The sequence below is a fragment of the Limnospira sp. genome (assembly GCF_051859755.1).
GTDB classification, from domain to species: domain Bacteria; phylum Cyanobacteriota; class Cyanobacteriia; order Cyanobacteriales; family Microcoleaceae; genus Limnospira; species Limnospira fusiformis.
This window is the reverse complement of sequence record NZ_JBIMLI010000031.1, coordinates 1-18,829: the sequence shown is the minus strand read 5'-3', so window position 1 is coordinate 18,829 and position 18,829 is coordinate 1. Positions and strand designations below refer to the sequence as shown.

The window sequence follows — 18,829 nt, the reverse complement described above, 5'->3', positions numbered from 1 at the left end:
TTCCCTAGGGCGCAGTGGTCGCACGTTGTTGCGCTATACGCTGATTCTCAGCATACTGGCCAACCCTCTCTTGAGCAGCCTGATAGTTTTCGCTGTCCTGTGGAACCTGGCTCATGAGTTCACTGGCTTTTTGCCACTCACTGGCTACCGCATTCCATTCAGCTTGAGATTGGGCGGTCTGGGCTAGGGTCGCCGCATTCATTGCCGCATTAATGCCGTCACGCCAAGGGTCCGTCGGGACCGTGGGGGGGGCGGCGGGTTCTGCCGTTTGGGGAGTTTCTGGGTCTGTCGGTTCCGCCGTTTGGGGAGTTTCTGGGTCCGTCGGTTCCGCAGTGTCGGCGGGGTCCGGGTCGGTGGTCATTTCTGAACTACCACCAGGGAGGAAAGGTAGAGAGAAGATACCAGCAAAATGCAATCCAGCTAAAGCAGCGATCGCCACCAATAATACGATCGGAATCAGTAACAGGACTTTATTACTTTTCGGATGAGAAGGTTGTACTTCTTGGGTTTTGTCCTCATCATCATCATCATCATCATCATCAGGATCATCATCTTCTTCTGGAATGTAGCCACCCTGGTCATCATCATCAATATCTTGGTCATCATCTATGTAGTCGGGGTCAATGTCATCATCATCGACAACATAATCATCAATATGATCATCCTGATCGAGGAGGGTATCTTGTTCGCTGAAATCGTCCTCAATATCACCTACATCAGGGGGAATCATATCATCTTCCGGGTCGATCGCCTTCGGTGGTGGCTCCTTCAAAACGATCTCTTCTTCCCAAGCGGGATCATCCCCCAATTGTCGTCCATAGATTTTCACAGTATAGATAGAGGGGACATCTAACTTAGTCATCCCATTGCGAACAAATGTCACCAATGATTGTTGATTGTTAGGAACCGCATCCCCTTCTAGCATGATGTGTAGGGAGTTATCTTCCCGACAGACATCGGCATTAATGTTTTTAGCTTTTAGGGAATTGTTAATCACATTGGCAATCGCCTGGGGATCGCCCTGCTTGGCTAGTTCCAGTTGGCTTTGGTTTGGCATGGCTAACCCTCACGAGAACCTTGGGGAATTTTCAGTGATACCTCGGACGTGACACAGATTCAGAAACGGGGGAGCCAGGCTCCAGGGCTTTTAAGCCGCCCTTACACCCGATATTACAGGGGCGTAAAGATACCAGACCCAGACTGAAACGGCGAACTGTGCCACTCAAATGATAATCTATCATACATCAGCGGTGAAATAAGCGACAAAGTTCGATGATCTGTGTTTGTAGCGTTGACTGTTCATCTGCGCCACGTTTAAGGCTAATTTCCAATTGCAGCAGTTTCGGTAAGGTTTGTTGAAGTTGCTGTAACGAAAGGGGCTGCACTTCTTTTTTCAGAAAGTATATCCGCTTGGGGTTCCCCACTTCCGCGAGGCGGGCGATTTCTTGATCATCTCTGGTTCCGGTTTCGATCATCAATTTGACCCATAGCCAGGTGCGGAATTGTCCTACTAGGGTAGCTAGGATTTTGAGGGCGGGTTCGTTGTGGGCGATTAAATCGGCAACTAACCCTAGGGCTTGGCTAGTTTTGCCTTCTCTAATGGCGATCGCCAGTTTTAGACTATTCTGGGTATTGCTGTGAATTAGGGGAGTAATAGTTTTGATGTCTAGGGAACCGTCTGTCGTCTCAGCATATAGTTTAAGTTTTTCCATTTCGCCATAAAGTTGGCGGGTATCATTTCCCACCGCTTCGGCTACAAAAGCCACTGATTCTGCTTTGAGTTTAACCCCCAGTTGTTGGGCTACTTCTCGGACTCGCTGTTCCAATTGGTCAGTTTTCCAGGGGGGTATTGCCGAAAATTCCTGAACTTTGGCATATTTTTGTAGGAGTTTCGTGGATTTGAGGCGGCCATCAGGTTTATTGGGACTGCTAAATAATAGGGTGGTGGTTTCGGGAATAGCCGGTAAGGTTCGCTCTAACTCCTGTAGAATTTCTGGAGAACAATGCTGAGTCAGGGGTGTGTTAACTAGCCATACTAAACGATGTCCCAACCCGAATGGTGGAGTCATAGCTTGATTTAGTCCAGAAATGACTGAATCTGGTGTATCGGGCAGAATTTTGTCAAAATTGAAACTAGACCAATTGGGATCAACGACAGATTCCCGCAAGGTGTCCACTGCTTTGCTCAGGGAGAAGTCGTCGTCCCCCCAGTACAGGTAAATTGGCATAACAAATTGTCTTTGAATAACGAGGAAAACAGACTTGGACGATAACTATCAAACCTATGTCAATCGGGTCGCCAGGATGACTTTAGGGCCGGCTTACCTATCACAACTGGAACATATCCAGGAATCCCCTAAATTTACCCTTGATGCTCAAGGTCAGAGGAAGCCGGTTCCTTTTCCTGGTTACAGTGTGATTACGCCTCCGGCTGGGGAAGATGTTGATAATGCCGATTTTTATCAAAATTTGACCGATTGTCAACAGCAACTGGCACGAATTTTAGACCCTGATTTTTTTGTGAAGATTCCCCCAGATAGCCTCCATTTTACTTTGGCTGATTTGATTTGGGATGATTTGTATCGAGATGCTTCTCAGCAAATACCCGATTTTGAAAGTAAAGTTCAAGAGGCGATCGCCGAATCTTTTACTATTTTTGAATCTCAGAAAATCTCCCAGCCTTTTCAATGGCAGGTTTTGGGTTTGATGGTAATGACTAGGGCGATCGTTGTTTGTTTGGTTCCTAGGGATGAGGAGGCTTATAATTTGTTGATTCAATTCCGAAGGTCTATTTATCAGAATCGTAGTTTAATGGCTTTGGGAATTGAGCAGCAATATCATTTGGTGGCTCATGTTACTTTGGGATATTTTGGCTCTATCCCTAATGATTTAGACCGAGAAACTTTGAGCCAACAAATTTTTGAGTTAAACCATCAATGGCTCGATAATCCCCAAGAAATACTGATAAAAAAAGCCGATTTTAGGAAATTTGAAGACATGATGGCTTATCGCCGAGAAGCTCACTGGCCGCGATTTGTTTTTTAAGGCTTTTTTTGGGGTGCGTCAGATGCAGTTTTTTAAGATGCTCTCAATTAGAGTTAATTGTGCTGCTGACGCACTGAACATATCCAATCATAATTGAACGCGACAATATCAGGATATTGTTTAAAGTAGTAAAATCTGGCTAATTATTGACCAAAAATGGCTGTTAATTGATTAATTGTGAATATTGACAATTTACCTAAAGTAGATAGTTGACGATACATATTATTGGCATTAATTTAGATGGATTGGCGGGACTTTCCGACTCCGTTCGCCGGGTGGTTAAACGGGGTAATCTGTTAGTGGGGAACTCTCGCAATTTGGGTTTTTTAAGCAGCTATGAGACTATTCCAAAATTGCTGTTAACCGATATGGTCGAAACACTGTCCGAACTGAAACAATGGCTAACCAATTGGGAGAGGAATTATCAGACTAACCCGGAGGTGATATTTTTAGTATCTGGCGATCCGTTATTTTTTGATGTGGGGGGATTATTAGCCGCCAACTTTCCACCAGAACAGTTAATTTTTTATCCCCATATTAGTTCAATGCAGTTAGCTTTTAACCGTCTGCAAATTCCTTGGGAAGATGCGAGAATCATTAGGGTTGATAGTCGGTCAATGGATAGCTTAACTCAGGCTTTAAAAGAGGGGGTTAAAAAGATAGGCATTTTGACAAGTGTAGATTATCCCCCTCAAGCGATCGCTCAATTAATCTTATCCCTAGATTTAGCGAAAGTTTATCAATTCTGGGTTGCCGAAAATTTGGGGGGCGAAAATGAGCGAGTACAACCCTACCCGGTAGACCGGATAAATAACTATCAATTTTCACCCTTAAACTTGGTGATATTATTACCCGATTTACCAGCGATTATCGACCAGGTTGATTTAGCCAATCTTCCCAGTTTAGGAATACCAGATCACTTATTTTTCGGCAATAGCAATCAACCCGAATTAATCACGCCACGGGAACTGCGTATCTTAGCATTAGGGGAACTAGGGTTACAGCCAAATCAAGTAGTTTGGGATATGCAAGCCAGTCCGGGTTGTCTCTCAGTAGAAATAGCGAGATTATTTCCCCAGTCCACCATTTACGCCATCGAAAAAACGGCATCGGGAACCTGTTTAATTGAACAAAATTGCCGCAGATTTCAGATAAACAATGTGATATCAATTAATGGGGAATTTCCCGCTATATTACATCATTTGAGAACGCCCGATCGCATTTTTATGGGCATTCCCGACAACAATTTACCGGAGATTTTAGGAATCTGTAGCATTCGACTTTCTCCGGGAGGTAGGATAGTAGTAGTTTTGAGAACTTTAGAACATATCAATTTAGCATTACAGTGGGTTAAAGACAAAATTACCAGGGAAAAACACTGGAATTATCATCTGTTACAAGTACAGCTTTCCCGTTCATTTTCTCTGGGGAGTTTAACCAGATTTGTTTCTGTAAATCCTGTGACCATTTTAACCATTTATAATCACAGCTTATTTAGTTAAACTCGACCAATTCAGCTTAGACAAATCATCGAAGTTTAGCCCCATGATTAACAAACTGCCCAAAATTTGTTATAGTTAATTAATACTGTTCACAAGTCAGCCATGTTAAATTTACCAGTTGACCAAATTTTTAATGTCGCCAACATATTTGTACTGCCTTTTTGGGGTCTAATGGTGTTTGTTCCCAATTGGGGAGTTACCAGAAAAGTGATGGAATCATATATTCCCTTTATCCTGTTGGCGTTAACATATTTGTATCTGTTTGCGGGTAGCATAAACCCGGAAAGTGCGGCGGCTTTATCCAACCCCCAATTAGCAGATATCGCTAAGTTTTTCGGAGATGAAACGATCGCAGCCGCCGGGTGGGTTCACTTTTTAATCTTAGATCTGTTTGTGGGACGTTGGATATATTGGGAAGGACAAAAAACCGGAGTTTGGACAATTCATTCTCTGATTTTATGTTTATTTGCGGGTCCAATGGGTTTACTTTCCCACATTATTACTGCTGCTGTAACTCGCCAATTTTTCGCGGGTGGCGGGTCAGAAACTACCACCGATCCATCTGTGAGTTAATCAGAAGTTGGGGTAATTTTCAGTTATTACTCAGTTAAGTTTCCGGCTACCTTCAGATTAATGAGTTTATCATATTCTGGAGGTAGCAAATTCATGTGATTTAATTAGGGGAAAAATTATGGCTGTGGATTATGATATTATCGTCATTGGTGGGGGTTCCGGGGGTTTGGTTGTGGCTAGTGCTGCCGCACAATTAAAGGCTAAGGTCGCCCTAGTGGAACGCGATCGCTTAGGGGGTGATTGTCTCTGGTTTGGTTGTGTTCCTAGCAAGTCTTTGATTCATGCTTCTCGCCGGGCTTATCAAGTCAAAAATGCCGCTAAATTTGGCATACATACAACCTCGCCAACCATTAATTTTGCCGAAGCGATCGCTCATGTTCAACAAGTAATTAAAAATATAGAACCCCATGACTCCCCACAACGTTTTCAAGGATTAGGGGTTGAGGTAATTTTTGGGGATGGTCAATTTATTGATGCCAAAACTTTTGCAGTCAATGGGAAAAAATTAACAGCTAGAGCGTTTGTTATTGCTACCGGTTCCCGTGCCGCTATTCCCAATATACCAGGTTTAACAGAGGCTGGTTTTCTCACTAATGAACAGGTATTTTCCTTGGAAAAATGCCCGAAATCTCTCGCTATCATTGGGGCGGGTCCTATTGGTTGTGAGTTAGGACAGGCTGTTTCTCGGTTGGGTTCGGAGGTGACAATTATTTCCAGTCGCGATCATATTTTACCGAAAGAAGAACCGGAAGCGGCTAGGGTAGTTGAACAGCAATTTCAGGCTGAAGGAATCCGCATTTTGCCGAAATCACGGGCGGAAACTGTGGAAATTGCCCAGGGTAAAAAACTGATTAAAGCCGGGAATAATACGGTTATTGTTGATGAAATTTTGCTGGCTTCAGGGCGATCGCCTAATGTGGAATCCCTCAATTTAGAGGCGGCGGGAGTAGCCGTAGAACCTGGGGGAATTAAGGTCAATGAAAAGCTACAAACTACCAATTCCCGAATTTATGCCTGTGGGGATGTAATTGGGGGTTATCAGTTTACCCATGTGGCGGGTTATGAAGCCGTTGTGGTGTTGACTAATGCCCTGTTTTTCCCAGTAAGTAAGGTAAATTATCGCGTAATTCCTTGGGCGACATTTACTGACCCAGAATTGGCGCGGGTGGGGTTGACAGAAGCACAGGCGAAGGCTGCTTATGGGGATGATGTTTATATTCTTAGACAACAGTTTTCTGATGTGGATCGCGCCCAAGCTGAGGGAGAAACGGGGGGTTTTGGGAAAATTATTGTGCGCGGAAATGGGGATATTCTTGGGGCTCATATTGTTGGACCAGTGGCGGGGGAATTAATCCATGAGGTAGTTTTGGCAATGGCTAATAATTTGAAGGTTTCGGCGTTAACAGGTATTCACGTTTACCCGACTCTTTCGGAGGTAAATAGCAAGGCTGCTTTATTATTGAAAAAGCGGAAATTTGCTGAAAGTAAATGGCAGCAAAGTTTATTAAACAGGTTTTTTGACTGGCGGCGATCGCTACATTAACAGACCTTCTCTGGGATTTCTGGCAGATATTAGGATACTAACAGTTTCAGATTGGGAATGAGAATAGCCAGCAGAAAAATGGCTAACTGCATGGTGACAATACTGGGACCGGAGGGCAAGTTTAATAAGGCTGATAACATCATACCTAAAACCGCACTAAATCCACCTAAAGCCGATGATACGATAATGTAACCGATAAAATTGCGGGTTAGTAACCTAGCCGCACAGGCGGGAATTACCACAAAAGCACTAATTAGCAATACACCGATCGCCCTGATAGATATTCCCACCAGTAGGGATAATAAGACTATAAAGACAGTGCGATGGGGTGTGACAGCCACGCCGCGTGCAATGGCTAAGGGTTCATTTAAGGTTAGTAACATCTGCGATCGCAAAGTGAGGGCAATAAATGCAATGCAGATTAATAGTAACAAACCAGACAAGATTAAATCCGATTCGCGAATCCCCAAAATATCGCCAAATAAAATATTATTAATTCCCCCTCGGTAATCGTCTCTAAAACTCAGGATAATAATACCAATAGCCAGAGATGAAGAGTAAATTATATTTAATAAAGCATCAGTCCAGAGTTGGGTACGTTCCATAAAATAGGTAACACCGAGGGCAAATAATACGGCAAAAGGTAGAATCACCCAAGACGGATCAAGCCTTAATAACAGGCTAATACTAATGCCTAATAATGCGGAATGTCCGAGGGCATCACTAAAAAAAGAAAGCTGTCTTAAAATGGTGAAACTGCCTAACATTCCCCCCATCAACCCAGTCAGAATGCCACCCATGATAGCTCGCTGCATAAAAGGCAGTTGAAAAAGCTCAATCATACGCATTAAGTCGGCTGGAATATTCAAGGGTTAATCTCCTTATAATTAGATCAGATTTCCATGTTACCGGGTAATAATTAACCCGTGATTTGATTGTTTATATGATAATTATTGGTATGGATTAATCGTAATTGAGAACCATAAGCGATCGATATATTTTCGGGAGAAAGGATAGTTTCCGGGGTTCCTTCTGACAATACCATGCGATTTAAACACAGTACGCGATCGCAGTGTTTTTTCACCTGATCTAGGTCGTGGGAAATCTGCAAAATTGCCCAACCTTCTTCTTTTTTGAGTTGATATAATAATTGGTAAAAATCCAACTCTCCCTGAACATCTAAACCAGCCAAAGCCTCATCAAGTATCAATAAGCGGCGGGGACGCACCACACAATAAGCTAATAAAACTCGCTTCATTTCACCACCGGAAAGACCACCAATCAAGTGATGGCGTAGGTTCCAAGCATCCACCTTAATTAAGGCTTGTCTAATAGCCTGATAACGGCTTCTGGAACCCACCCAAGGCAGTTGTAAACCTAATTTATCCCATCCCAAACCGACTAATTCCTGAACAGTGATAGGAATGCGGCGATCGAACATAAAATTTTGAGGTAAATAGGCAATTTCCCGGCGGACATAATTAGGCAAATATCCTGAGCGACTCAAAGGCTGTCCTAGGATAAATACATCACCATTTTGGCGGTGTAAAATGCCTAAAATCGACTGAATTAATGTACTTTTCCCAGCCCCATTGGGTCCAATAATTGCCATGTCGGTTCCTTCTTCTAAGCTAAAAGAAACCTGGTCAACAGCCAAATATGTCTCATGATAAACAGTTAGTTTATCTACCATTAACACGGGATTGTTCAATTTTAATCTCCTTAAATTTAGCACAATTAATGATTAATTACCGGGCTAAATAACCCGGCAATCTCAGAGGGTTTAACCTAGAAGCGTAAGCCAACTGGTTGGGGAATAACCGCCACAGATTTAGGCGTTGATAAAGGTAGCCATGACTGTGTTTGTCCGCCGAGAGCATCTAATACATTTTGAGCATTTTGCCGCATGACACGCAGATAATATTCAGGTTCGATCGCTTCAGGTCCGCCAGTTTCGATAGGGTTAAAGACACCGACACGAATTCCCATATCTCGGGCGATCGTAGAAAACATATCCTGATCTACTTGGGGTTCAGTCAGGATAGTTTGTAGTCCTGATTCGGCAACTGTATTCATAACTCTTTGTACATCTTGGGGGGATGGATTTTGTTCCGGGATACCCACAAAAGATTGAGATATGAGGTTATACCTTTCGGCAAAGTAGGGGGCAAAATCATGGAAGACTACAAAAGTTTGTCCAGCAAAAGGCGCTAGTTTTTGGGTAATCTCAGCATCAAGTTCTCGCAGTTTTTCGATGAATGCAGCCGCATTGGCTGTGTATTTTTCGGCCCCTTCTGGATCAGTGGCTATTAACCCATCTCGAATATTTTCGACTTGCTGAATTGCGCGTTTAGGATCTAGCCAAATATGGGGGTTAAATTCTCCATGATGGTGGTGATGATGTCCGTGACCGTGATCATGACCGTGACCGTGACCGTGATCATGACCGTGACCGTGACCGTGACCGTGACCGTGACCGTGATCATGTCCGTGACCGTGACCATGACCGTGATCATGATCATGATCTTCATTAGCAACGGTAGGGATGCCTTGACTAGAGTCAATAATTACTAGGTTATCATTGCGGGCATTCTCAATCAAACTATCTAGGAAAAACTCCATTTCCAAGCCGTTTTTCACCAAGACATCAGCGTTGACGATCGCCTGTATATCTCCTGGTCTAGCCTGAAAATCATGGGGTCCCACATTGGTCGGCATTAATTGCACTACTGTGGCGCGATCGCCTACCACAGCTCTGGTAAACTGTGTCATGGGTAAGAATGTGGTCACCACCTGCAACTGTGCTTCTGTGGCTACAGTTGTAGCTTGAGTCTCTGGTGTTTCTGTCTCGCCAGTGGTATCTGTCGGACCACAACCTCCTAAACCTAGGGCGACTGTTGAAGCCACCAATACTGTTAAACGTCCGAATAATCGAGATCTGGAAATCATCAAAACCTCCTGCTAACTGGTGATCATGCTTTTCACGTAAAACTCCTGGGAGGGTTGGAAGCTCCGTGATTTATCACGGAGAGGAAAACCAACTCAAGCGGCTGACCGCCGCCAGCACCCCCTTGCGGGGTGGAGGGGTATGGTTGCCCCTCCATGGAGCTATGGTTGGCTCCGACTCCCTTGCGGGGTAATGTTTGCTTCGCCAATGTTCAGAGTCGGTACTATCCAAATCGCACGTCCTTAACCCCTTAGAGATGTTTAACGATTCGGTTCATGAGCCTGGAACTAGCACGCATTCCAGGGTAGGAACTTTAACTCTTGCTCTGAACGGAGCCAGTTAAGGCTTAAGCTGGTCAGCTACCTGAAAGGGGGGCACGAAGCCCCCGTGCTTCAGTCGGGGGTGCTGACTCCACGGGAATAATCGCTTCTGATATGGGTGAGTTGGCTGCCCTGGGTGAGAATGATTATCATTGTAGACAATTTTAGCACCAAGTGACGGCGACAAGACTTAAAAAATGATTAAAAATCTCAGGCTGGGGTCTGGGGGACGATTAAGCTGCGGTAGATCAACAGAAATAATTAATTTGGTGTGGAATGCTATATAATGTGTAAACTGTGGTATAATGCCATAAGAAGTTTAACCGAAAACTTGGGGCTATAATTATGGCTGCTGCCATCACTTTTGCACTGGGAAATTTAGCTGATCATGCCGTTTATGTGGGGTTTATGGGGAAAGATGCCATAGACATCTATACCTTTAATCATCCGGTGAAGGGACGGTTAAATTGTTCTGTGGAGGGCTTTAGTGCTGGGGTGGAATTGCGACTAAAAACGGCTAGGGGTCGCCTGGTAAGTCGCCAATTAGTGCAGCCGAATGAAGGGTCGGCGATCGCCTTTAATTTACCGGCTGGTGTTTATGTGCTAGAAATAGCCGCCGCCGATGGAAATACTACCTATCAATTAACTCTACAACAGGAACGCGACCTGGCAGCGACGGAAACAATTATTATTAACCCTTCAAGGCTGCGACCCGGCGATAGACCGCTAAAACCAAGTCGCCAATCCCCCAAAACGGCTATTTTGGCGAGTTTAGGGATGAGGATAAAAGGGAGAATTTGGCAGTTATTCAATGCCCAAAATATGACCAACTTGGGGAATTTTAGAAGATGTATATTTAGGAGCGATCGCTTATTGGCTTTAGCCAGAGGTCATCCCAATTTACCTATTAGGTGTTGGGAATATATACCGACTGGTTAAATCCCCGGAATGTTCACTGCTAAGACTTGATAAAGATTCGTGAAAACTGACCAGGTTAATCCCACAGCGATCGCTCCTTTTGTGAGATGTGCTTTAGGGTGTATCAATAGGGAATATCCCCATGTGCATTTCTATGGTTTATCAGAGGAAACTGATTTAGTTCCTCATCGTCAACTCAACCCAGCCTTTTATGGTTGTTTGGACTGGCATTCTGCAGTTCATAATCATTGGCTGTTGGTGCGGGTGATGCGTTGTTTTCCGAGAGTGGAATTTAGGGAAGAAGCCAGGGAAAAAGTCAGCGAAAACTTGACCCCAGAAGCGATCGCTCAAGAAGCCGACTATCTGAAAGATAGACCAGAGTTTGAGTGTCCCTATGGTTTGGCGTGGTTATTACAATTAACCGCCGAATTGCGAGGATGGAATGATAGCCAGGGAAAACAGTGGGGGGAAATACTGCAACCCTTAGAAGAAGTAGCAGTTAATAACCTGCGACAATGGCTGTTAGATTTAGCCTTTCCTAACCGCAGTGGGACCCATATTCAAACCGCCTTTGCTATGGGTTTAATCTGGGATTGGTCTAAAACTACCGATAATCAGGATCTGGCTGGTTTACTGAAAGAACGAGCTAAGATGTTTTATCATGGCGATCGCAACTATCCCTTAGACATTGAACCTCTCGGCTGTGATTTCCTGTCTCCGACCCTAGCGGAAGCCGATTTAATGAGGCGTTTTTTAGATGCTGAAAACTTCGCCAATTGGCTGGGGGAATTTCTCCCAAACATCCCAGAAACCCCGGAAATAGACTGGTTATCTCCAGTAATTCCCAGCAACCCCACCGACTATCAACAATCCCATTTTGATGGTCTCAACCTAAGTCGCGCTTGGATGTTAGAGGGAATTATCGCGGGACTTCCCCCCGATGATCGACGCATTAACAGTTTACAAGCCGTGGCGGCGGTACATCGTCGAGTAGGGTTAAAACCGGTTTCTCTGTGTGATTACGCCGGAAGTCATTGGTTGGGGAGTTTTGCGGTTTATTTATTAACCCAAAGGGGGTTAAGATAAATTTAGGCTGTGGGGGGGTTGTCGCTATTGCGAATAACCTGGGCGGCGAGGTAAATTTTTGACCATTCACTGTATATCCGGGAAACTTTGGTTTTGAGGGTTTTGGCGATCGCATCAATAGAATTATTAGCTTTGAGGAGATCAATAAGCCGACGTTGAGTAGGGGTCAAATCCTGATAAAACTTTTCCCACTGAGAGGGAGTCAGACCGAGGCGATGGTTAGCCAGGGAAATTCCCAGCCAGTCCATAACCAATTCTGGGGCGATTTTGACAGCAAAGTTGCGGATCGCATGATAACCGACCTTTTCCCGCATTCGATATACCTGTTTGATGGGTAGCTGCAACTTTTCGGCGATCGCCTCTTGAGTGTAGCCCCGCAGGTATAATTCTAGCCATTGAGCGGCGATCGGATCGACATTTTCCCGGAGATAGGTTTGAAACTCTTTTTGGATGAATACCCGCTGGGCTTTTTGTTCCTCCAAATACTGAGACTCCTGATATTGAGCGATCGCCGAATCATCCAATAGGCTGATCGGTTCATCGTGATCTCCCAACACAATTTCCTCAGAGACTTGTTTAACCCACTCTCCTGTCGGAACCTGAGTCAGTCCCCCCCGGTGAGACCGATAAAGATAGTTAACAAACCGATAAACCAGTAGGGGTTGATTGCGAATGGGACGCAGACAATATTCCTCAACTGTGGTCAATAACAAACTATTACGCAGTCGCGGATCATCGGTACATTCAGCGATCCACTGAATTTGCTGTTTAAGATAGCGATCGCGATCCAACATATTTTGGATGATCTCTTGTAGGACATCCACCACCTGACGTTGGCGATCGCGACTGGTAGCGACCCAAGTTTGAATTTTCTGACGCAGGATCACCAAACCCCCCAAACGTTGCATCAAATTCCGATAGGCTTGATCTGAGGAAACCCCCCAATAACGTTCTTTCAGAATCCGATAACGAAAATTTAACCCAGCTTCCAAGGCAGGACGGCGATCGGGTTCTAAACTATCCCAGCGATCGGGATTTTCTCCCAACAGCCAAACCACCACACTAGACCAAGTATCAGGACTAGCTTGAGGATAATCATTCTGTAAGCGGGAAAGCCAATGCTTTTCCAAAGTTTGACAGTATCTCAACAACTTTCACCAAAGCCAACCAAACACCTATGCTACCATTAACAGATAATGAATACCATCTGATTCCAGGTTAGTGGAGTTTTTGTTGATTCATCAAATAGGGTATTAGCCGTGAATCTAGCTACTGTCAAAAGTTTGTTAAAAGAAACCATCACCGAATGGCAAAAAGACAAAGTTCCCATTCTCGCCGCCGCCTTAGCCTATTATATGGTATTTTCCCTAGCCCCTTTGTTAATGATTGTCATTGCTGTAGCTGGTTCCATTGTCGGGGAAGCCGTAGCCCAAAAAGAAGTTATTGAGCAACTAGAAACTTTGATGGGTGAACAAGGAGCCTCAGTCATTGCCAATGCTATCCAATCTCAATTTCAGCCTAGTTCTAGCATAATCACCACCATCATTGGTGTAGTGACTCTCCTATTTGCGGCTACCACAATATTTGCTCAATTAAAAGAATCCCTCAATATAATTTGGCACGTTGAAGTCAGACCCGGGCAAGGAATCTGGGAATTTATCCGCAGCCGAATCCTCTCAGTCATCATGGTGTTAATTGTCGGGTTATTGCTGCTAATGTCCCTAGGAATTAGCTCATTTTTGGCGGGAATGAGTGACTGGTTAGATAAGGTAGTATCCATTCCCAGCCTATTGCGATCGCTCATAGATAATGGCGTTTCTTTTATTTTAATCACCATCTTATTTGGTCAAATATATCGAATTTTACCAGATGTCAAAATTGCCTGGTCAGACGTAGCCGTTGGTTCAGGTATTACCGCGATTTTATTTATTATCGGTCGCACCTTAATTAGTTTCTATTTAGGACGTGCTACTGTAGCTTCTGCTTACGGTGCCGCCAGTTCCTTCGTCGTCCTTCTGCTGTGGATCTTCTATTCTTGTCAAATCTTTCTATTAGGGGCAGAACTCACTAAAATATGGTCAAGGCGATATGGTTCCCAAATTCGCCCTAGTTCCAACGCCGTTATGACTAAAAATTACCGTCCCTAGCAGTCCCCAAAAGCCATCAAACCGCCGTGTTTTCCCCTTTCCCCAGCACTCTCCCAGAGTCAGAGGGGGGGAATGTACCATAATTAAATGTCAAAACAGCCATTTTCCTCTACAATAGGTAAATGCAAATGCTAAGGATGTAAACTCCATGCCTCCCCGTTGGCCCCGTGAACCCGATCGCCAAGATCCCGACTACCGTCGTTTAGACGATCGCATGAATTTCGCCGTCCATGTAGCCATTTTCGCCGCCTGCAACTCAGGACTGTGGTTTTTTCACAACCTATCTCAAGCCTCATGGTCTTGGGCGGTTTGGGTAACAGGCATTTGGGCATTAATATTATTAGCGCACATGGTCTATATTTTTGCCATTGCCGACTATACTTCCGCCCGCATTAACAATTAATAATTAATAATTAATAATTAATAATTAATTGTAGGTTGGGTGTAGGAGTAGGTTGGGTGTAGGAGTAGGTTGGGTGAAACCCAACAGGAGTAGGTTGGGTGAAACCCAACACTAGGCAAATCAGCTTTTTTTGCAAATCACCGGAGTTTTCTAAATGTCTAATTCTGGCAATACCCAAGCGATCGAAAAACTCGCCGCCGAAATTGGCGAAAACGTTTATATGGATATTACCAAATGGAATTTATACCTAGGTGATGCCAATTTACACACCCCAGTTGCGGAAAAACTCTATCCCATATTAGAAGAAGCCGCCGACTTAGAGGAAGAAACAGTCATTAACATTCTGAAAGATACCCCCGTGAAGTTGGGGGGTGGTAAAACAACCCTTTCCCTAGCGGATCTAATTCCCAGCCGGGTAATTACCGATTTAATGAAGCTGTTGGAAGAGTTCAAAAAAGATATGTAAATTGCGACTAGGTGCGTCAGTAGGTCAAACGCGCCTGGTCTGCTATATATAGGTTTGTCAGATGACTAAGACTAGAAATTGGCAATTATTATTAATTGGTCTGACTGCCTCAAGTTTAGGTATGATTGGGGTAGTTGTTCCCTGGTTAGGGGTAGCGATCGCCACAGAGGGAATTACCCTAATTAGTGCTAATACTGATGAACTAACAGCCACAGAAGTTAATGCGATCGCCGCCGAAATCACCGTCCGCATTGAAGGTCCCAAAGGTGGTTCTGGGGTAATTGTCGAAAAACAGGATCACACCTACTATGTGCTAACCAACTGGCACGTCGTCAACCGAATTGGGGACTATGAAATCATCACCGCAGACGGTCGTCGCCACTCAGTCTACTATAGCCTAATTCAACGGATACCCGGACTAGACTTAGCGATCGTCCCCTTCAGTAGTTCCCAACGCTATCAGATAGCAACCATGGCGAACCCTGAGAGCGTCAATGTAGGAGATACCGTCCATGTAGCAGGATGGCCGAGATCCGGTAGTAGTTTAGGACAAAGGCTTTTTTTCAGTAGCCAAGGACAAGTTACCCACCGCCAAAATCGCCAACAGGGTTACAGCCTAGTATATACCAATCTAGTCCGCAGTGGTATGAGTGGCGGTCCGGTTTTAGACTCTCGCGGTAATCTGATTGGGATTAATGGTATTGTTCAATTTGGGCTAAACCCGGATACCATTGCAGCCGCAGCTATTGAAATTAATCGATTTTGGCAGTGGCGGAAAACAGCAACATTGCCATCTATCCCCACACCGCCTCAGCCGGTCGCTAGAGAGGATATACCCACAGTAGTGAGTCCCCCCACTTTGCCGGTTACAGGGGGTGCGAATGGCGCACCAGGAGCCGCTGAGGGAGGATTTGCCATGGCATCCCGGTTTAAACAAACATCAGGACAAATAATGGCGATCGCCACTACAGACTCCCTGGGAATTAGTGGCAATAGCAATGGCACAGTTGACATCTGGAATTTAGCCACCGGGGGATTAAGACAGTCCTTTTCCGCCCATAATAGGGAAGCTACCAGGGTGTTAGTCACTCCTAATGGTCAGCAACTAATCACCGCCGGAGAAGATGGGATAATTAGAATTTGGGATCTGGCGGCGGGTTTACAAACAGGTAGCTTTTCTCCTGTACAAACCATAACCGGACATAATAGCGCCATATTAGCGATCGCCATTAGTTCCGACGGCAAAACCCTAGCCAGTGGAAGCTGGGACGGTAGCGTTAAATTATGGGATCTGCCAACTGGTTCCCTACAACAGACCCTAGAGGGACATTCCCAACTGGTGGGAGCGATCGCCATTAGTCCCGATGGTAAAACCTTAGCGACAGGTAGCCGCGATCGTACTATCCGGCTGTGGAACTTAGAAACAGGAGCGCTAAAGCGGACCCTAGAAGGTCACGAACTCTCAGTTTTATCTTTAGCGATCAGTCCCAATGGAGAAATCCTCGCCTCTGGTAGTGCTGATGGGACTATTACCATCTGGAAACTAGACAACGGACAACCGATCCGCCGTCTCAGCGGACATAGAGACGGGGTTTGGTCAGTGGCGATCGCTTCTAATAACCAAACTCTGGTGAGTGGGAGTTGGGATAAAACCGTGAAAGTCTGGAATCTCACCAGCGGCACCATAGAAGCCAACCTAGGAGGTCATACCGGTTATGTGACCGCTATTGCTATCAGCTCTGATCAAACCATGATTCTCAGTGGGGACTGGGATGGAGAAGTGAAAGTCTGGAAGCGTCCCTAATCCCCCACCTTGGGGGGACTTGTTGTTATAAAACCCTCAACAAACTAGGAAAGCGATCGACTATATCCATTTGTTTTAACTCCTCTAGGGCGGCACGGAAATTCCCCTCTCGCACATCATGGGTGACCACGACAATCTCAGCTTGTTTCCCGTGGGTGTCAATTTGCACAATTGATTCTATGCTGACTTCATGGTTGCCAAAACAGGTTCCCAATTTACCAATCACTCCTGGTAGGTCGCGGGTAATAAATCGGGCGTAGAATCGGGTGATTAATTCTTCTATGGGGGCGAGTTCACAATAATGTTGGTGGGTACAAGTCATCAGGGGATGGGCGGACTCGGCTACACCATGGGGGGTGTTAGTGGTGGTGATAATTCCGGCAATATTGAGAATGTCCGAAACTACGGCGCTGGCGGTAGGTCCCGCTCCGGCTCCCGGACCGAAAAACATCACTTGTCCGATAGGTTCCCCTTCGATGAAAATGGCATTATTAACGCCGTTAATACTGGCTAGGGGGTGGAGTTTCGGCACTAGGGTAGGATGCACCCGCACGGATATATTATCGGTATCAGATTCAAGGCTACGGGAGGCGATCGCTAATAGTTTAATGGTAAAACCTAGGCGATCGGCATAGTCAATATCCGTGGCACTAATTCCCCGAATTCCCTCACAATAGACTTGCTCAAGTTTAATCCTTTCCCCAAAAGCTAGGGATGCCAAAATCGCGATTTTATCTGCTGCATCCAAACCATCCACATCAGCGGTGGGGTCTGCTTCCGCATAACCCAATTCTTGCGCCTGTTGCAGAACTTCATCAAAGTTCGCCGCCTCTGCCTGCATCCGAGTTAGGATATAGTTAGTTGTACCGTTAACAATACCCATAACTGTATTAATCCGGTTAGCCCCCAGGCATTCCTTCATGGGTTGAATAACTGGTATCCCCCCACCTACAGCCGCTTCTAGGAGAACATAAACGCCTTTTTGGGTGGCGGCTGAGAAGATTTCCGCCCCATGACGGGAGATGAGGGCTTTATTGGCGGTGACAATATGTTTCCCATGGTCGATCGCCTTGAGGATTAGCGATCGCGCTGGTTCAACTCCCCCAATCAACTCTACCACAATATCTATTTCTGGATCGGTGACGATCGCTTCTAAATCTGTGGTTAATAGGTTTTCTGGTAATGCGATCGTCCGGGACTTGGAAAGCGATCGCACCCCTACCCTCACCAGTTCGATTTCTTTGAGCAGGGGATGGCGACCCTCACGATCTAATAAAATTGCAGCAGTTCCCTGACCAACGGTTCCCAATCCCAATAAACCAATTTTGAAAGCCACGATTTCAACCTATCCATCAACACTTCTATCAACCATTTTGACACAAAATAACACCGGAGCCTTTCCGCCGGGTTCTTTAGATGGCAGTCCCAAAGCCACGCGCCGGCTACGCCGCAGTCCGATCTAGTGAGGGCGATCGCCACCATTTTAAACTATAATAATCCACATCAACAACCTTTCACATATTGGCTACCTAATGGGAAATACCTGGGGGTAAAGAAACCCAGTTTCTCCCTGGGGGGGTCAAGAAACCTAGTCGTAGGTTGGGTAAAGCGAAGCGACACCCAACAAATTCAGGTATTGTGGGAGGTAAAGAAACCCGGTTTCTAGTCGTAGGTTGGGTAAAGCGAAGCGACACCCAACAAATCCGGGTATACAAATTAGGCGATCGCTCCCCATTTCTCAGGGTCGGTTTCTCCCTGGGGGGGTAAAGAAACCCGGTTTCTAGTCGTAGGTTGGGTAAAGCGAAGCGACACCCAACAAATCCGGGTATACAAATTAGGCGATCGCTCCCCATTTCTCAGGGTCGGTTTCTCCCTGGGGGGGTAAAGAAACCCGGTTTCTAGTCGTAGGTTGGGTAAAGCGAAGCGACACCCAACAAATCCGGGTATACAAATTAGGCGATCGCTCCCCATTTCTCAGGGTCGGTTTCTCCCTGGGGGGGTAAAGAAACCCGGTTTCTAGTCGTAGGTTGGGTAAAGCGAAGCGACACCCAACAAATCCGGGTATACAAATTAGG

At 45.4% G+C, this 18,829-nt stretch carries 18 protein-coding genes; 10 read left to right on the top strand and 8 right to left on the bottom strand.

Translation table 11 applies throughout. The annotated features are described in order from the left end of the window. Nucleotides 1–4: 4 nt before the first annotated feature. The gene (locus ACTIE0_RS07940; protein ID WP_006670134.1) at nt 5–1,057 is read right to left on the bottom strand and encodes a hypothetical protein; all 1,053 of its coding nucleotides are present in this window, start codon (nt 1,055–1,057) and stop codon (nt 5–7) included. A 187-nt stretch (nt 1,058–1,244) separates the two neighbouring features. Beyond that, nucleotides 1,245–2,228 carry a DNA polymerase III subunit delta gene (holA, locus tag ACTIE0_RS07935; RefSeq protein WP_006670133.1) on the bottom strand — a complete coding sequence of 328 codons (984 nt, stop codon included), beginning with the start codon at nt 2,226–2,228 and terminating at the stop codon, nt 1,245–1,247. 34 nt (nt 2,229–2,262) lie between these two features. Here holA and ACTIE0_RS07930 point away from each other — a divergent pair, with 34 nt between their 5' ends. The 4 genes from ACTIE0_RS07930 (at nt 2,263) to ACTIE0_RS07915 (ending at nt 6,663) form a co-directional block, all read left to right on the top strand. Continuing rightward, nucleotides 2,263–3,045 (top strand): DUF1868 domain-containing protein, encoded by a 783-nt coding sequence (locus ACTIE0_RS07930; protein WP_006620689.1) that lies wholly within the window; start codon nt 2,263–2,265, stop codon nt 3,043–3,045. Between the two features lie 209 nt (nt 3,046–3,254). Continuing rightward, nucleotides 3,255–4,547, top strand: coding sequence for a bifunctional cobalt-precorrin-7 (C(5))-methyltransferase/cobalt-precorrin-6B (C(15))-methyltransferase (locus ACTIE0_RS07925; protein WP_006670131.1), 1,293 nt, complete (start codon nt 3,255–3,257; stop codon nt 4,545–4,547). A gap of 102 nt (nt 4,548–4,649) precedes the next feature. Continuing rightward, nucleotides 4,650–5,120 carry an ABA4-like family protein gene (locus ACTIE0_RS07920; RefSeq protein ID WP_006670130.1) on the top strand — a complete coding sequence of 157 codons (471 nt, stop codon included), beginning with the start codon at nt 4,650–4,652 and terminating at the stop codon, nt 5,118–5,120. Between the two features lie 118 nt (nt 5,121–5,238). Then, complete coding sequence (locus ACTIE0_RS07915; RefSeq protein WP_006670129.1) at nt 5,239–6,663, top strand: dihydrolipoyl dehydrogenase family protein; 1,425 nt, start codon at nt 5,239–5,241, stop codon at nt 6,661–6,663. Between the two features lie 29 nt (nt 6,664–6,692). On the opposite strand, the gene ACTIE0_RS07910 is transcribed toward ACTIE0_RS07915, so the two are convergent. The 3 genes from ACTIE0_RS07910 to ACTIE0_RS07900 all read right to left on the bottom strand — a co-directional run bounded on the left by ACTIE0_RS07910 (nt 6,693) and on the right by ACTIE0_RS07900 (nt 9,612). Beyond that, complete coding sequence (locus ACTIE0_RS07910) at nt 6,693–7,532, bottom strand: metal ABC transporter permease (protein WP_006620685.1); 840 nt, start codon at nt 7,530–7,532, stop codon at nt 6,693–6,695. A gap of 50 nt (nt 7,533–7,582) precedes the next feature. After that, nucleotides 7,583–8,374 (bottom strand): metal ABC transporter ATP-binding protein, encoded by a 792-nt coding sequence (locus tag ACTIE0_RS07905; RefSeq protein ID WP_039933548.1) that lies wholly within the window; start codon nt 8,372–8,374, stop codon nt 7,583–7,585. A 77-nt stretch (nt 8,375–8,451) separates the two neighbouring features. After that, nucleotides 8,452–9,612 carry a metal ABC transporter solute-binding protein, Zn/Mn family gene (locus tag ACTIE0_RS07900; RefSeq protein ID WP_006670127.1) on the bottom strand — a complete coding sequence of 387 codons (1,161 nt, stop codon included), beginning with the start codon at nt 9,610–9,612 and terminating at the stop codon, nt 8,452–8,454. A 663-nt stretch (nt 9,613–10,275) separates the two neighbouring features. Between ACTIE0_RS07900 and ACTIE0_RS07895 the strand changes: the two genes are divergently transcribed. Together ACTIE0_RS07895 and ACTIE0_RS07890 are read left to right on the top strand one after the other, a co-directional pair. After that, nucleotides 10,276–10,869 (top strand): T9SS type A sorting domain-containing protein, encoded by a 594-nt coding sequence (locus ACTIE0_RS07895; protein WP_006620680.1) that lies wholly within the window; start codon nt 10,276–10,278, stop codon nt 10,867–10,869. Nucleotides 10,870–10,908: 39 nt separating this feature from the next. Further along, entirely contained in the window at nt 10,909–11,934 is a 1,026-nt protein-coding gene (locus ACTIE0_RS07890) for a DUF2891 domain-containing protein (protein WP_006670126.1), read from the top strand. Nucleotides 11,935–11,936: 2 nt separating this feature from the next. Here the strand turns inward: ACTIE0_RS07890 and ACTIE0_RS07885 are convergent, their stop codons facing one another. Continuing rightward, nucleotides 11,937–13,085: a HetZ-related protein 2 gene (locus ACTIE0_RS07885; RefSeq protein ID WP_006620678.1), complete on the bottom strand. Its 1,149-nt coding sequence runs from the start codon at nt 13,083–13,085 to the stop codon at nt 11,937–11,939. Between the two features lie 108 nt (nt 13,086–13,193). Between ACTIE0_RS07885 and ACTIE0_RS07880 the strand changes: the two genes are divergently transcribed. The 4 genes from ACTIE0_RS07880 (at nt 13,194) to ACTIE0_RS07865 (ending at nt 16,754) form a co-directional block, all read left to right on the top strand. After that, on the top strand, nt 13,194–14,081 hold the full coding sequence (locus tag ACTIE0_RS07880; RefSeq protein WP_006620677.1) for a YihY/virulence factor BrkB family protein: 888 nt from the start codon (nt 13,194–13,196) through the stop codon (nt 14,079–14,081). A 148-nt stretch (nt 14,082–14,229) separates the two neighbouring features. Next, nucleotides 14,230–14,484, top strand: a complete 255-nt coding sequence (locus tag ACTIE0_RS07875) for a 2TM domain-containing protein (protein ID WP_006620676.1) — start codon at nt 14,230–14,232, stop codon at nt 14,482–14,484. Between the two features lie 154 nt (nt 14,485–14,638). Further along, complete coding sequence (locus ACTIE0_RS07870) at nt 14,639–14,950, top strand: DUF3181 family protein (RefSeq protein ID WP_006620674.1); 312 nt, start codon at nt 14,639–14,641, stop codon at nt 14,948–14,950. 61 nt (nt 14,951–15,011) lie between these two features. Next, complete coding sequence (locus tag ACTIE0_RS07865; protein ID WP_046320455.1) at nt 15,012–16,754, top strand: trypsin-like peptidase domain-containing protein; 1,743 nt, start codon at nt 15,012–15,014, stop codon at nt 16,752–16,754. A 25-nt stretch (nt 16,755–16,779) separates the two neighbouring features. Here the strand turns inward: ACTIE0_RS07865 and ACTIE0_RS07860 are convergent, their stop codons facing one another. Together ACTIE0_RS07860 and ACTIE0_RS07855 are read right to left on the bottom strand one after the other, a co-directional pair. Next, nucleotides 16,780–18,090: a homoserine dehydrogenase gene (locus tag ACTIE0_RS07860; RefSeq protein WP_439516877.1), complete on the bottom strand. Its 1,311-nt coding sequence runs from the start codon at nt 18,088–18,090 to the stop codon at nt 16,780–16,782. Between the two features lie 380 nt (nt 18,091–18,470). Further along, on the bottom strand, nt 18,471–18,725 hold the full coding sequence (locus ACTIE0_RS07855; RefSeq protein WP_439516876.1) for a hypothetical protein: 255 nt from the start codon (nt 18,723–18,725) through the stop codon (nt 18,471–18,473). Nucleotides 18,726–18,829: the final 104 nt, after the last annotated feature.

Bases quoted from the DNA above. Each gene is read 5' to 3' on its own strand.
- ACTIE0_RS07940 (WP_006670134.1), bottom strand. From the start codon at position 1,057: ATGCCAAACCAAAGCCAACTGGAACTAGCCAAGCAGGGCGATCCCCAG.
- holA (WP_006670133.1), bottom strand. From the start codon at position 2,228: ATGCCAATTTACCTGTACTGGGGGGACGACGACTTCTCCCTGAGCAAA.
- ACTIE0_RS07920 (WP_006670130.1), top strand. From the start codon at position 4,650: ATGTTAAATTTACCAGTTGACCAAATTTTTAATGTCGCCAACATATTT.
- ACTIE0_RS07915 (WP_006670129.1), top strand. From the start codon at position 5,239: ATGGCTGTGGATTATGATATTATCGTCATTGGTGGGGGTTCCGGGGGT.
- ACTIE0_RS07900 (WP_006670127.1), bottom strand. From the start codon at position 9,612: ATGATTTCCAGATCTCGATTATTCGGACGTTTAACAGTATTGGTGGCT.
- ACTIE0_RS07895 (WP_006620680.1), top strand. From the start codon at position 10,276: ATGGCTGCTGCCATCACTTTTGCACTGGGAAATTTAGCTGATCATGCC.
- ACTIE0_RS07875 (WP_006620676.1), top strand. From the start codon at position 14,230: ATGCCTCCCCGTTGGCCCCGTGAACCCGATCGCCAAGATCCCGACTAC.
- ACTIE0_RS07870 (WP_006620674.1), top strand. From the start codon at position 14,639: ATGTCTAATTCTGGCAATACCCAAGCGATCGAAAAACTCGCCGCCGAA.
- ACTIE0_RS07865 (WP_046320455.1), top strand. From the start codon at position 15,012: ATGACTAAGACTAGAAATTGGCAATTATTATTAATTGGTCTGACTGCC.
- ACTIE0_RS07855 (WP_439516876.1), bottom strand. From the start codon at position 18,725: ATGGGGAGCGATCGCCTAATTTGTATACCCGGATTTGTTGGGTGTCGC.